The sequence below is a fragment of the Archangium sp. genome (assembly GCF_057119385.1).
Genome location: NZ_DBNGVP010000060.1, coordinates 1 through 12,971 on the forward strand (window position 1 = coordinate 1; position 12,971 = coordinate 12,971).

Annotated in this window: 14 protein-coding genes; 8 read left to right on the forward strand and 6 right to left on the reverse strand. The window is 68.7% G+C overall.

Annotated elements, in window-relative coordinates:
• Positions 1–158: 158 nt before the first annotated feature.
• On the reverse strand, positions 159–740 hold the full coding sequence (locus tag AC16DP_RS12890) for a toxin-antitoxin system YwqK family antitoxin (RefSeq protein WP_329727947.1): 582 nt from the start codon (positions 738–740) through the stop codon (positions 159–161).
• 11 nt (positions 741–751) lie between these two features.
• Complete coding sequence (locus AC16DP_RS12895; RefSeq protein WP_329727948.1) at positions 752–1,492, reverse strand: hypothetical protein; 741 nt, start codon at positions 1,490–1,492, stop codon at positions 752–754.
• A gap of 230 nt (positions 1,493–1,722) precedes the next feature.
• Between AC16DP_RS12895 and AC16DP_RS12900 the strand changes: the two genes are divergently transcribed.
• On the forward strand, positions 1,723–2,325 hold the full coding sequence (locus AC16DP_RS12900; RefSeq protein ID WP_329727949.1) for a hypothetical protein: 603 nt from the start codon (positions 1,723–1,725) through the stop codon (positions 2,323–2,325).
• The gene (locus AC16DP_RS12905) at positions 2,322–3,101 is read left to right on the forward strand and encodes a hypothetical protein (RefSeq protein WP_329727950.1); all 780 of its coding nucleotides are present in this window, start codon (positions 2,322–2,324) and stop codon (positions 3,099–3,101) included. The genes AC16DP_RS12900 and AC16DP_RS12905 overlap by 4 nt, the downstream gene beginning before the upstream one ends.
• A gap of 10 nt (positions 3,102–3,111) precedes the next feature.
• On the opposite strand, the gene AC16DP_RS12910 is transcribed toward AC16DP_RS12905, so the two are convergent.
• From AC16DP_RS12910 to AC16DP_RS12920, 3 genes are all read right to left on the reverse strand, one after another.
• Entirely contained in the window at positions 3,112–4,098 is a 987-nt protein-coding gene (locus AC16DP_RS12910) for an alpha/beta hydrolase family protein (protein WP_329727951.1), read from the reverse strand.
• A 129-nt stretch (positions 4,099–4,227) separates the two neighbouring features.
• Entirely contained in the window at positions 4,228–6,054 is a 1,827-nt protein-coding gene (gene agmC, locus AC16DP_RS12915; protein WP_329727952.1) for an adventurous gliding motility protein AgmC, read from the reverse strand.
• Between the two features lie 97 nt (positions 6,055–6,151).
• Positions 6,152–6,919, reverse strand: coding sequence for a hypothetical protein (locus AC16DP_RS12920; RefSeq protein ID WP_329727953.1), 768 nt, complete (start codon positions 6,917–6,919; stop codon positions 6,152–6,154).
• Between the two features lie 56 nt (positions 6,920–6,975).
• Between AC16DP_RS12920 and AC16DP_RS12925 the strand changes: the two genes are divergently transcribed.
• The 4 genes from AC16DP_RS12925 to AC16DP_RS12940 all read left to right on the forward strand — a co-directional run bounded on the left by AC16DP_RS12925 (position 6,976) and on the right by AC16DP_RS12940 (position 10,105).
• Positions 6,976–7,596 carry a Fe2+-dependent dioxygenase gene (locus AC16DP_RS12925; RefSeq protein ID WP_329727954.1) on the forward strand — a complete coding sequence of 207 codons (621 nt, stop codon included), beginning with the start codon at positions 6,976–6,978 and terminating at the stop codon, positions 7,594–7,596.
• 126 nt (positions 7,597–7,722) lie between these two features.
• Positions 7,723–8,538: an energy transducer TonB gene (locus AC16DP_RS12930; protein ID WP_329727955.1), complete on the forward strand. Its 816-nt coding sequence runs from the start codon at positions 7,723–7,725 to the stop codon at positions 8,536–8,538.
• Positions 8,539–8,573: 35 nt separating this feature from the next.
• Positions 8,574–8,942 (forward strand): PepSY-associated TM helix domain-containing protein, encoded by a 369-nt coding sequence (locus AC16DP_RS12935; RefSeq protein ID WP_329727956.1) that lies wholly within the window; start codon positions 8,574–8,576, stop codon positions 8,940–8,942.
• A gap of 41 nt (positions 8,943–8,983) precedes the next feature.
• Positions 8,984–10,105, forward strand: coding sequence for a TonB-dependent receptor (locus AC16DP_RS12940; protein WP_329727957.1), 1,122 nt, complete (start codon positions 8,984–8,986; stop codon positions 10,103–10,105).
• Here AC16DP_RS12940 and AC16DP_RS12945 read toward each other — a convergent pair.
• Positions 9,993–11,006, reverse strand: a complete 1,014-nt coding sequence (locus tag AC16DP_RS12945; protein ID WP_329727958.1) for an ABC transporter ATP-binding protein — start codon at positions 11,004–11,006, stop codon at positions 9,993–9,995. The two genes, AC16DP_RS12940 and AC16DP_RS12945, sit on opposite strands and share 113 nt — an antisense overlap.
• A gap of 325 nt (positions 11,007–11,331) precedes the next feature.
• Between AC16DP_RS12945 and AC16DP_RS12950 the strand changes: the two genes are divergently transcribed.
• Entirely contained in the window at positions 11,332–11,907 is a 576-nt protein-coding gene (locus tag AC16DP_RS12950; RefSeq protein WP_329727959.1) for a hypothetical protein, read from the forward strand.
• An 11-nt stretch (positions 11,908–11,918) separates the two neighbouring features.
• Positions 11,919–12,959 (forward strand): type VI immunity family protein, encoded by a 1,041-nt coding sequence (locus AC16DP_RS12955; RefSeq protein WP_329727960.1) that lies wholly within the window; start codon positions 11,919–11,921, stop codon positions 12,957–12,959.
• Positions 12,960–12,971: the final 12 nt, after the last annotated feature.

Genomic DNA, 12,971 nt, shown 5'->3' on the forward strand with positions numbered 1-12,971 from the left:
CCAGGCCGGAGCCTGCCAGCTCCCTCTCCAGTACTCCCTCCAGCTGCTGTCCACTCTCCATCATGGCCCAACAGCCTACTTCTCCCGTCCTATCCCCTGCCCTATTTTTTGGGTAAGTATGAGCCCAAAGGGAGAGGGGACATCCACGGGTCTCCTCCTCAGTCGCGCGAGAAGTCACCCTGTGCCTCGACCGAGGGCTTGCCGTCGAGATCCCAGTATTTCCACTCCCCGGCCTTCTCGCCATGGGCGTAGTGGCCCTGAGCGGCCAGCACGCCATTCGCGTGCCACTCCGAGTAGAGGCCCTGCGCACGTTGCGCGAGCAGGGTCCCCTCGGCCCACTTCTTCCCGTCGGAGCGCCACGCGGTCCACTTCACCTCTTGCGAGCCGGCGGTGTGGACCTCCTCGCGGTTCTTCTGTCCCTCTTCGTAGTAGAGGGTCCACACGCCCTGCTTGAGGCCACCGCGGTACTCGCCCTCGAGCTGCTTCACCCCGGTGTCGAAGTAGCTCACCCAACGGCCTTCCATCTTGCCGTCGACGTAGGGCCCCTCGGTCTTGAGCTTCCCGTTGGGGTGCCACTCCACCCAGCGGCCGTGCTTCCTGCCATCGGGCTTCGCGCACCACTGCAAGGTGCCCTCCGGTGGCGCGCGGCCATGCAGCTGCGCGCCATCGGGACAGGGATGGGAGGCCTTGCTGCATCCGAGGACCGTGCCCACGACGACGGCCAGCGCGGCGAGACGCATGCGAGAGGAGACTAGTAGCAGGTGCCGACTCCGCTGCAGCTGCAGTTGTTGCTGGCGAACGAGTAGTCGTCGGAGGCGGCGGTGAAGCTGCCGAGGCCGTAGTCGTGCTTGGCGCAGTCCTGGGTGTACGCGGTGGTGCCCACGCAGGCGGGGGTGCTGGTGATGCCGCAGCCCTGGCCGCAGCGGCCCTTGCAACCATTGCCCGAGCCGCCATTGCAGCCGCAGCCCCTGCCGGCCTGGCGGGTGTAGCCGCCGATGTTCTGATTGCCGCAGGTGCAGGAGATATGGGTCCAACCGCGCGCCGACACGAACTGGTACGGGGAGAGCAGCTCACCCGTGGGGACGATCTGCATGAAGCTCGTCTGGCGCATCGCCGCCTCCTCGGAGCGGGTGCGCTGCCCCTCCTCGGGGATGGCCTTGGAGATGCCCTCGAGCAGCGGGGTGATCAACTGGGCCTGCGCCGCATCGAGCGCGTTGCCCTCGGGCATGAACTTGCCCACGCCCTGGGAGTAGTCGAGGTGGAAGCCGATGACGGGATTGCCGAAGTCGTAGGTCACCTCGACGACGTTGGCGGAGGTCTCGACCACCAGCATGCGAACGGACGCACCGCCCGAGCTGTAGGAGGCCTCGAGCGTGGTCGCATCACGCTGGAGCAGCGCGAAGCCTTGCGCCTCCTCCACCACTTGCGACGGCCCGTTCGAACAGCCGATCGCCATCACCATCGTCATGACGGCCAGGAAGAGCTTCTTCATCTCGGTCTCGATTCCGCGCGTGGGCGCACAGGAAGGGGGACCGGGATGGTAGGGAGAGCCCTCGTGCATGTCCATGAGAAATCAGGAATCCCCATAAAACCCGCGTGACGTTCCGGCCTCAGCGAGCGCACGTGAAGCGCTGCGTCAGGAAGGCAATCCGCACGCGAAGAACCGTGGTACATGGCCGCCCCCCCATGGAATCGTCCTCGACGTCACGACGGCTGATGGCCGTGAGCCTTGGCCTCCTGCTCCTCTCCTGTAGTGTGGTCCGCAACCCGGCCCTCCCCGGTCCCACGGGCGCGAAGGACCTCTCCCGCTACGTGCTCGTCATCGACGAGACGCCGGACGGGCAGGTGCGGCACGAGTGGAGACCCATCAGCGGCTTCGACCTGTCGAAGTACTCCCCCTATCGAGCGGATGACGGCTTCACGGGGGGGCACATCGTTCACGCGGCCTGGACGCGCGACTGTGACGAGGAGTTCGATCAATGCGTGAAGATGTGCAAGGACTCGCGCAGGGGCACGAACTGGAAGCACGCGACCAAGCGCTCCAAGGAAACGATGTGCCGCGACAAGTGCTATCCCGCCTACCGGGACTGCTGTGATCTTCGAGAGCGGGCCACGGCCGGAGCCGTAGAATTCACGGCAATCGCCGGTGCCGTTGAATGGTTGAAGCAGAATCGTGAGAAACTCCTGCTCGGGGCTACTGTCGTCATCGCTGGGGTGGCGTTCGTCGTGGTTGCCACCGGAGGCAGCTTCATCCTCGCGCCGGCCCTGCTCCTGGCGGCACACGCTCCCCCCTCCGCTTCCCAGCTCGCGGTCTCGCAACCATGACGGTCCTCACCATTCTCCGGCACCCGCAGGAGGTCATCGGCAAGCGGTGGAGGGAGGATCAGCCGCCCGAGCAGACTCGCGTTCTCAGCCTCGCGCGAGACGCCCTTTGCTTCATTGCCGCCACCGGCCAGTACTACCCCTTCGAGGATTTCCAGAAGGGCCTTCACTCCGCCCCTGTCGTTCAGACTCGAGATGATGACTTCCCGGAGCTGAAGGAGCGCCTGAGCAGAACGGAGGCGTTCTTCACGCAGCTCCTGGATGACCCCGACTCCGCTGGAGAGGAAAAGCTGATCCAGGTCATCCTCGATACGCTCCGGTTCATCTCAGCGACCGGCCAGTACGAGGCCTTCAGCCAGTACCTGGAGCATCTCGAGGCGGAGGGCCCTCCTCATGTCGTGGCCGCCTTCGACACGATGCAGGAGGCGCAAGCCTGGCTCGACCACCACCCCGCTCCACCGCGTTTCGCCAGTATCCTGATCGGCAACGACTACCACGCCGTGATGTACGATCGCGAAACGAACTTCCGCCGGCTGCCGCGAGCCCGCAGCATCAGCTACTACCTCGTTGACCTGGAGGAAAAGGGCGCCCCCGTCGCCACGGCCTCTTTCGCCAACCACGAGGAAGCCGAGGCCTGGCTGAAGGCACAACCCACGCCCGCCAGAAGGGCGTGGGTGAAGATCGGCTCCGAGCTCTACCTGGCCGCGTACCACCCCCACTTCAACCACCGCGCCCTGTACCCCCTCTCGCTGGCGGACGGCTACAGGGACGGAGAGTAGGTCCACCCGCTCAAGGAGCGGCGGTGTTCGTCGGAGAGGTGAAGAACACGCGGTTGGCGGGGTTGAACTCGATGGACACGGGCACCCGCGGCGACACGCGGCCCACCGCGTCCATCTTGGCCAGCTCGGTGTTGTTCTCGCTCACGTAGTCCTTCATGTGCGCCTCGATGCCGTTGCCGGGCTTCCGCAGCGAGATGGGGAAGTCCGTGGGAATGTCCTGCTGGCCCATGCGCGCCCAGTCCGACAGGAGCACCGACTGCAGGCTGGCGCGCGGCACCGGGTCGCCCGCCGCGGCGATGCGGTGCACCTCGCCCTCGCGCTGCCCGGCGGAGATGAGCGGCGAGCCGAACGCCACCGTGTTGATGACGTTGTAGCGCGCCTTGATGGTGGGATCCGCCGCGAGCTGCTGGGCGATCATCCCGCCCTGGCTGTGGCCGGCGAGCACCAGGTCCGCGCCCGCGGGCACCGTGTTCAGGATGGCCTGGCGCGCGTTGCGCAGGCCGGGGTTGTCCTGCTGGAAGCCGGACTTGAGGTTGGTGATCCACCCGGTGCTCTGGTTCTCCACCGCCTCGGTGCCGGAGATGCCCACCAGGTGCACCTGCCGCGAGGTGTTGCCCTGGCGCAGCGTCGCCGGGGTGATGGACACCGGCCCGTGCTCGCCACCGTTGTAGCCCGCGAAGACGAACTGGGCGAGCTCCGCCGCGCCGTTGATCTTCCCCGTCTGGTTCGGCGAGAGCTCGCCGCGCTGTCCATAGAAGTTGTTGCCCAGCTGCGAGGGCGCCGGACGGCTCGCCACGGGCAGGGTGGGCGCCGGGCGGTTCGCCTTCGCGACGACCGCCGAGGCGGTCTGGAAGCCGTCCTTGGACGCCGGGGCCTTCGCCGTGTCCACCGTGTTCTCCGCGCGCACGGTGTTCTTCGCGGGAGCGGTGGTGGCCGGGGTCTCGGTCTTCGGGGCGGCGACGGGCTTACGGCCGGAGTTGTTGACGTTCATGGACATGACGGAGGGTCTCCCGCATCAACTGGCGATGCGCTGGATGGATATCGATGCAGCCATTGTCTGACTTCGCTCGTGGAAGTTTCCGATTGGATTTGAGAGGGATTTTCCGGAGCGTGCGCCAGCGCATCGTCATTTCTCCGTCAGCGCATCGTCATTGCCTCGAAGGCATGGGCGGAGGTGGCTCCCGGGCCACCCCGGCCCCCGGCGTGCGCCTCGCAGCACCCACGCGAGCACGGCGAGGCCGAGCCCCCACGCGCCGCTCCCCGCGTCCACGCCACAGCCACAGCCCACCTGCAGCACGAGGTCGCCCACGTTGAAGCCGAGCGGCGCCGACTGCGCGCTCCGCAAGCCGTACTGCTCGGCCCAGGCGGACGCCTCATGCGGGCCCTCGGCGAGGTCCGTGGTGGGCACGACGGCGAAGGTACCGGCGTCGTCCGCCACCACGGGCGCTCCCAGCGGCTCGCCATCGAGGAACACCTGCACGGTGGCACCGGGGGCCGTCCTCCCCTCGAGCCGGGGCCTCGAGATGACCCCGGTGTCCCCGGCTCCGGGAGACACCCAGCCCGGCACGGAAGGCGCGGCGAAGGCCTGGGAGATGACGTCCACGCGGCCCACGTGGAGCGGATCCTCCGCGAGCACGGGCTCGGCGCCGCGGGTGCCCGCGGGCGAGTCACCCGCGGCCCCCGCGTTCACCGTGGCGGCACAGTCCGAGGGCACGCCGCCCTGGGCCTGGATGAACAGCAGCCCGCCTCCGCCTCCACCACCCGGGGAGGTGTCACTCGAGGCGCCCGCCCCGCCGTTGGCCGAGAGCACGGTGCAGCCGAGCGTCTGCGCGACGCGCACGTGCACCGTGCCGCCCGCGCCTCCACCGCCACCCCCTCCGTGCAGACCACTGGCCAAGGGCGCGTCCTCGCCACGGGCGGTGATGATGCCGCGAGGACGGGGGCCCTGGATTTCACGGGCGCGCACGAAGACGATGCCGCCCCCCGCGCCTCCCGCCGTGCCCTCGATGCCCGCGCCCCCGCCGCCCCCGAGCAGCAGGCGCTCCTGGGTCCGCGTGTAGCGCAGCGCCGAGCCGCCCTGGCCACCCACGTCGCGCTCCTCCGCCTCCTGCGAGGAGCGGCCGCCCTTCCCGCCCGGGCCCACGTGGCCTCCGCCACCACCGCCCGCGTCGTGGCAGTTGCCGCCACCGCCGCCATTGGCGATTCGTCCATACCCGCTCTTGGGGACCGCGTCGGCCAGGCCGGCGAGCCCCTCGCCCTTGCGCGCACCGCCTCCGGCCGCCGCCGTCCCGTCCTCCGCCGCGCAGTCGTAGAGCTCCAGGGCCAGCCCCGTCTCGGCCGCGCCGCCCCGGAAGCCCAGTCCGTCCACGTCCAGCGAGCCCAGGTTGAAGACGGTGCCGGTGGCCAGGAACGCCAGCACGCCACCGCTGCGCCCGTCCCACGCCCGCGCCCGCAGCGAGGCCGCGTTCGCGATGCGCACGTCCGTGTACTCGGGCACGCGCACCACCTGGGAGACGGAGGCGAAGCGATTCACCAGCGGCGCGCTCAGGCGCAGCACTCCCGTCCCCACCTCCGCCACGCGCGCCAGCTCCCAGCGGCCCGCGCCCGAGTCCCGCGCCTCGAGCTCGTCCACCGCCCCCCGCAACTGCGAGAAGGGCAGCGCGTCCGCCATCTGCAGCACCAGCACCAGCTCGCCCGCGGCGAACGCCGAGGCATCCGCCACGCTCAGCTCGGTGGCCCCCGCGGCGGCCGCGGCGAGCAGCGGCGTGGTGGCGTTGATGACCGTCCCCGCGGACCTCACCTGCAGGCTGCCATGCTGCCCATTGCCCAGACCCATGGTGTCCGGCTCGGCACGGACCACCAGCGGCCACAGCCCCAGCACCACGGCCAGCAGCCCGAGCACGAACCCCGGCCCGAAGCCGGCAACGAAACGACGCGAGAAAGACAGCGACACGGCCCACCTCCAGTGTCTGCCTCTCGTCATAGGAGAAAACAAGGGAGAACGGCAACTCCCGAAGGACGGGGACACACCGGCAGTGCGTCCCTCCCGTTCAGAATCGGCCCTGGGCGAGCGGGAAGAGGGTCACCATGCGGCCGGGCCGCGACACATCCGGGGCGAACGCGGGAAGCGGCGCGCCCACGGAGACGCGAGCGCCGTCCACGTTGAGCAGCGCGCCCCCGGGAGCGCGGGAGGCGAAGGAGGAGCGCTCCTTGGTGAGGTTGATGACGACGGTCTGCACCAGGGCCACGAGGAGCCAGCTCGTCATGTGGGTGGGCCAGAGGATGAGCTCGAGCCCGCCGTGGCGCGAGGGCAGGGCGTACTGGAAGGACCAGAAGGCGGCGTAGGTGGCGATGCCGGAGAGCCACGTCCAGATGAAGCTGTGGGAGTAGGCGAGGTCGGTGCTGGCGATGAGCCAGATGGGCAGGGTGCTGAGCAGCGGGAGGACGGCGCCGTTGAAGACGATCATCGCGTGCGTGCCGGCGCCGAGGACGAAGTCGGCGCCCTCGCCACCGGTGAAGGCGGAGGAGAGGACGGTGGCGCCGAAGAGGGTGACGACCTCCACGGCCCACAGGCCGGAGCCCACGATGAGCTGCGAGCCGAAGCCGGTGACGAACTCGCCGAAGGCGCGCAGGAAGGAGAAGGACGAGCGGCGCACGGGCCTGCCGGGCTGGTGCTCGTGCGAGAGGAGCCCGTAGTCATGGGACACGGCGACGGAGGGCGAGAGCAGGCTCAACGCGCGAGGCGGCTCCACATCGAGCCGGGGCGCATCCGCCGGAGAGAACTGGAGAACGGAGAGGACGAGCAGGGTCGCGAGCATGGGGAGGAGTATGCCCGCTGGGAACGCCGCCAGCTCATGGTCAGGCATTGCCCACCATGATGCTTCACATCCCCAACGTCCTCACCGCCGAGCAGGTGGCCCGCTGCCGCGAGGTCTTCGCCCAGGCGTCCTGGGAGGATGGCCGCGGCACCGCCGGCCACCAGTCCGCCCAGGCCAAGAAGAACCTCCAGCTGCCGGAGAACGGCCCCGAGGCCCGCGAGCTCGGGGACCTCGTGCTGCGCGGCCTCGAGCGCAGTCCACTGTTCGTCTCGGCCGTGCTGCCCCAGCGCGTCTTCCCGCCGCTCTTCAACCGCTACGACGCGGGGATGACCTTCGGCTCGCACGTGGACAACGCCATCCGCCCCATCACCGGCACGCCGATGCGCCTGCGCACCGTGGAGGACACCTATGGCAGCCACTCGGTGAAGCTGCCCGCGGGGGACCTCATCATCTACCCCGCCTCCAGCCTGCACCACGTCACCCCCATCACCCGGGGCGTCCGGCTCGCGTCCTTCTTCTGGATTCAGAGCATGGTCCGCGACGTCTCGCAGCGCTCGCTGCTCTTCGACCTCGACATGGCCATCATGCAGCTCAACAAGGAGGTGCCCAACAGTCCCTCCCTCGTCATGTTGACGGGCGTCTACCACAACCTCCTCCGCCAATGGGCCGAGCCCTGACGACACCCTCCGTGCCCTTCCCCACACCGCGAGCGGTCCCCACATTGACCTCCCAAAGCACGTGGGATATCTCTGCCCCGGGTGAAACTGAGAATTATTCTCAATTTCCATATCGGAATGCAGGACATGGCCCCCGCCCGGCAGGACGCGAGGCCCGCGGTGGGCCTGTTCCGCATGGGCGAGGCCAGCTCGACGGGTGAGCGGGAGCGCTGGGCCTGGGCGCTGGTGTCCGCCGGGCTCGTGCACGCCGTGGCGCTGGTCATCGGACTGTCCCTGCCCCACAGCACCCCGAAGGCCGCCCCGCTCCCCGAGGAGCCGGAGGTGGTGTTCTTCTCCTTCCCGCCTCCGCCCGCCGCGGCCTCCGGTGCCACGGCCGCCCCGGCGCCCGAGCGGGTGCAGCACCAGGCGCGGACGCGCGCCCCGCGAATCATCCCGACGCTCGCGATGAAGACGCCCGTGCCCGAGCCCGTGGAGGCGCCGGTCGAGACGGCGAACCCCGAGACGGTGCCGGAGACTCCGCCGGAGCTCGAGGAGGCGCCCGCGAGTGAGGCGACGGGCAACCCGGGCGTGCAGGGCGTGGTCGCGGGAATCGTGGGCGGCGTGCTGGATGGACGGGAGGGCGGGCTGCTCGGCGCCACGGGCGGCTCGGCGCTCGAGCTGAAGCAGGTGGCGCGCGCTCCGGAAGTGCTCGCGCAGGTCCAGCCGCGCTACCCCCGGCGGGCCAAGGCCGATGGCATCCAGGGGCTCGTGCTGGTGCGCATCATCATCGGCACGGATGGGCGCGTGGAGCCCGAACACACGCGTGTCATCCGCTCGGTCCCCGAGCTCGACGCGGCGGCCATCTCCGCCGTCAGCCAGTGGCGCTTCTCTCCGGCACTCGGCCACCAGGGCCGGCCGGTGCGCGTCATCGTCGAGATTCCCGTCCAGTTCTCCCTGAAGTGAAGCGCGCAGAGGGGCTCCGCACGCAGAGGCACCCGATGAGCATCACCCTTCGCAAGATCATCTTCTGGCCCCATCTGGTGTCCGGCGTCATCACCGGAATCGTCATCGGCATCATGTCGCTCACCGGCGCGGCGATCGCCTTCGAGTCGGAGCTCGTCGACCAGGCCGACAGCGCCAACCGGAAGGTGCAGGTGCCCGCTCCGGACGCGCCGCGCCTGTCCGTGGACCAGCTGCTGGCCCGCGTGAAGGAGGCCCGGCCGAAGGCACGGCCCTCGGGCGTGACGGTGTACCCCGAGGCGGACTCGGCCGTGCGGGTGCTCACCGGCCGCTCCGAGGGCGTGTATGTGAATCCATACACGGGCGAGGTGCGCGAGCAGGGCGCGAAGGGCTGGCGCTCGAGCTGACGTGGGAGACGCGCAACCAGAGCCGCAACAACCTGAACGCGGTGGGGCTGTCCACCGGACCCAACATCACCGCCGACCTGTTCGAGCCCAATCCCACGCCGGACCTGTCGGCGGTCAACCCCGTCTTCGCCAGCGCCAACCAGAGCCGGCAGTGGACGGTGGGCGCCTACGCGGCGGATCAGCTCAGCCTTGGCCGCTACGTGGACGTGCTCGGCTCCGTGCGCTTCGACCTCTTCGACACGAAGTACGTGGCGGAGGACGCCGCGCGCACGCGCACCGTGCTGAGGCGCCAGGACCACCTCTTCAACTGGCGCGTGGGTCTGCTCGCCCACCCCCTGGAGAAGACGAGCGTCTACGCGACGTACGGCACGTCCGCCAACCCGTCGGCCGAGGTGGGCACCCTCACCACGGGGACGGCGAACCTGGAGCCGGAGCGCAACGCCACCATCGAGCTCGGCGCCAAGGCGGACCTGTTCGAGGAGCGGCTGGGGCTGAACGCGGCGGTGTTCCGCGTGGACAAGACGAACGCGCGCGTGCCGAACACCGACCCCTCGGGACCCCCGACGATTCTCGATGGCGCCCAGCGCGTGCAGGGCTTCAGCGTGGGCGTGACGGGCAGCATCACGAGCACCTGGAGGGTGATCGCCAGCTACACCCAGTTGGACTCGGAGATCCTCGAGCACAGCAACGCGTACCTGGTGGGCCAGCCGCCGCCGAGCACGCCGCCGCGCAGCTTCTCGCTGTGGACGACCGTCACCCCGCTGCGGAGCCTCACGATTGGCGCCGGCGCCGTGTACCAGGACGTGACGACGGCGAACAACCCGGCCTCGGAGAGCGTGGCCTTCCTCAAGGTGCCCGACTTCTGGCGCTTCGATGCCTTCGCCAGCTACCAGTTGTTCAACCGGGTGGACCTCCAGCTCAACCTGAACAACATCAGCGACGCGCTGTTCTACGAGCAGTACTACGCCGGGCATGCGGTGCCCGGTGAGGGCCGCTCGGCCAACCTGACGGCCCGGGTGCGCTTCCAGGCCGCACGAGCGGGCGCCGGAGTCACCGCCTGCGCCCGCTCGCCGTGTCGAACCGGTGCAGCCGCTGCGCGTCGTAGCGCAGCCACACCGGCGAGCCCGTGGGGGCCGAGAAGTCCTCCTTGGCCCTGGCGATGAGGCGCTCGCCGGCCACGTCCACCGTCACCCAGCTCTCCGAGCCCATCGGCTCCACCAGGTACACCGTGCCGCTCAGCGCGCCCTGGGGCGCCGCGCCCGTGCCGATTTCGAGGTGCTCGGGCCGCAGGCCCAGCGTCACGCCGTCCTCGCGCATCCCCAGCGTCTCCGGCTTCACCAGGTTGATGCGCGGCGAGCCGAAGAACGCCGCCACGAACAGGTTCGCCGGGGCGTCGTAGAGCTCGCGCGGCGGCGCCACCTGCTGCACCTCGCCCTGGCTCATCACCACCACCCGGTCCGAGAGCGTCATCGCCTCGGCCTGGTCATGCGTGACGTAGATGAAGGTCGCCTTGAGGCGCTCGTGCAGCTTCTTGATTTCCCCGCGCATCTGCGTGCGCAGCGCGGCGTCCAGGTTGGACAGGGGCTCGTCGAAGAGGAACACCTTGGGACGCCGCACCAGCGCACGCCCCAGCGCCACGCGCTGCCGCTGACCGCCACTGAGCTCCTTCGGCCGCCGCGTCAGCAGCTTCTCCAGCCCGAGCAGCGCCGCGGTCTCGTTCACACGCTGGTCGATGGTGGCCTTGTCGGCGCCCGAGACCTTCAGCGGGAAGGCCATGTTTCCACGCACGTCCATGTGCGGGTACAGGGCGTAGCTCTGGAAGACCATGGCGATGTCCCGATCGCGCGGAGACAGCTCATTGACCGCCACGCCGTCGATGCGCAGCACCCCGGCGGAGATCTCCTCCAGCCCGGCGATGAGGTTGAGCGTCGTCGACTTGCCGCACCCGGACGGGCCCACCAGTGAGACGAACTCGCCATCGGCGATTTGCAGCGTCACGTCCTTCGCCGCCACCACTCCGCCCCGGTACTCCTTGCGAACACCTTCCAGTGAGACCGTTGCCACGCCACGTGCCTCCTCGCTGAAGTCCACCCGGCAGACTACCGGCACGGCGGCACGTCGGTGCTTCTATTCTCGCGGAGGTGTCCGGTACGAGACCGGCGTCTCCGGGTCCCTGGTAGTCTGCCGGGACGCCACTCCGCCGCCGAGCCCCATGCGAAAACCTCTGGTGCAGTTCGTGCTCTCCCTCTCATCGGCCGCCGTCCTCGGCCTCTCCTGCGTCACCGCGCGCCCCTGCTTCGCTCAGTCTTGTGGACCCGCCTGCGCTGTTCCCGTCGCCCCGAGCACTGGCGAGATTCTCGTGCCAGCGGCGACCCGGGCTGGACAGGTCTTGGAGAAGGTCATCCAGGCCGCCGAGGTCATTCAGGGCTTCCTCAGCGTCTCCAAGTTCCTCGACGAAGCACAGAAGAAACAAGCGGAGGACATCATCGTCGAGTGCGTCAAGCAGGCACACTTCAAGGTCGAAGAGGATCTCTTTGGAAAGGGGAAGACGCTCCCCGCATCGGACTGCAAGAAGCCCCCCACTGTCGAGAAGAAGCTCGCCCCTACCTGGGCCCAGCACCTGGGCAAGCTCAAGCACACAGTGGCCTTTGAATGTATTCAACGGCGCTTTTTCGAGGAGTTTCCCAACAACTTCGCCATCGAGCCGAGATATCGAAGGGAAGAGTTCACGAACGACCTCATGCTCACCGACAGGTGGGGGGGCTCGAAGAGGCCTGACGTCGTTCTCCACTTCACCCGGAATGCCACTCGGATCCACTGCATCTACGAGCTCAAATTCCCCTGTGGGAATGAGCAGGGCAATCCCTGGAACGACAAGCGCGTGCAGATCCAGATGGAGGAATACAGAGCCCTCGGCGGCGAATGCGAACCTGTCATCATCACCCCGCAGCTCGAGATCAACTGACAGTAGACCCCATGCCCCCCAGCCAACCACGCATCCGAATCCAGGGCACCGTTCGCAACGAGTCATACGGCTACGAGAAGGTCGGAGAGGAACTCGTCAAGAAGGTCCGAGAGCACGTCTACGACCGAGTCCTCGCGAGGGACGTGGTCCGCATCATCTTCTTCCTTCCCCACCATCACCACCACCTCACCACCGGGGTGACTCATGCTCTCGACAGCTACCTGCATGCCATCGAGGGATGTCCCGGCGCGCTCTCGAGGTACACCTGCTGCTGGTGGGAGTCCTTCGACCTGACGGAGCCATCGGACTGGGCTCGCATCCGAGAAACCCTGGAACCAAAAGAGCCCCGATTCTTCGAGGACTATGAGCCCCACGATGCTCGATTCGCCGAGAAGGACGGCGCCGATCCGTACTTCACCCTCTTCGGCGAGCAGGGAAATGGCTACTCCTTCAGTTACCACGCCCGGCTTCCCTGGCGAGAACCGCATCCCCACAGCGTGAGCGTTCTCTCCGCCACCCTCCCGACCGAGTACCTCGAGGAGCACGGCGCCCAGCACGTACAAGCGTTGGCGATGGCCATGGCGTCTCGCCTGCCCTTCGCTACCGGGCATGCCGGACTCGCCCTCGAACTCTGGCATCCCATCTACGCCCAGCTCGATCGCCTGCGCACCGAGCTCTTCCGCCACCCGGGCTTCGATGTCCGTGAGGCCTCCCACTTCGACGGCATGGGCACACTCGTGGATGGCATTCACTGGATGAACTTCCTCGGCCCGCCCCTCCTCTCCGAGCTGGGAGGCGCCGCGGGTCTGCGCGCCCGTCTCCACTCGCCCACCACCACCGTGCAGGAAATGGAGGATGAGCGCGCCGTCGTGACGTTGGGCGCGGAGCCCGAGGCGGGTGACACGGCGCAGGGCCAGATGCTTCCCGCCTACCGGGAGCTCGCCCGCCTGCTCGAACCCTACCTGGAGCCCTTCCCCTGGGGATTCCTGGCTCGCAAGACGCCCTCCGTGGAGGAGGAGCTCCGCCGCTGGTGGCGCCGCTTCCTCGATTGATCCGGTAACAGC

Bases quoted from the DNA above. Each gene is read 5' to 3' on its own strand.
- AC16DP_RS12930 (WP_329727955.1), top strand. From the start codon at position 7,723: ATGGCCCCCGCCCGGCAGGACGCGAGGCCCGCGGTGGGCCTGTTCCGC.
- AC16DP_RS12935 (WP_329727956.1), top strand. From the start codon at position 8,574: ATGAGCATCACCCTTCGCAAGATCATCTTCTGGCCCCATCTGGTGTCC.
- AC16DP_RS12910 (WP_329727951.1), bottom strand. From the start codon at position 4,098: ATGTCCATGAACGTCAACAACTCCGGCCGTAAGCCCGTCGCCGCCCCG.
- AC16DP_RS12890 (WP_329727947.1), bottom strand. From the start codon at position 740: ATGCGTCTCGCCGCGCTGGCCGTCGTCGTGGGCACGGTCCTCGGATGC.
- AC16DP_RS12905 (WP_329727950.1), top strand. From the start codon at position 2,322: ATGACGGTCCTCACCATTCTCCGGCACCCGCAGGAGGTCATCGGCAAG.
- AC16DP_RS12920 (WP_329727953.1), bottom strand. From the start codon at position 6,919: ATGCTCGCGACCCTGCTCGTCCTCTCCGTTCTCCAGTTCTCTCCGGCG.
- AC16DP_RS12895 (WP_329727948.1), bottom strand. From the start codon at position 1,492: ATGAAGAAGCTCTTCCTGGCCGTCATGACGATGGTGATGGCGATCGGC.
- AC16DP_RS12925 (WP_329727954.1), top strand. From the start codon at position 6,976: ATGATGCTTCACATCCCCAACGTCCTCACCGCCGAGCAGGTGGCCCGC.
- AC16DP_RS12955 (WP_329727960.1), top strand. From the start codon at position 11,919: ATGCCCCCCAGCCAACCACGCATCCGAATCCAGGGCACCGTTCGCAAC.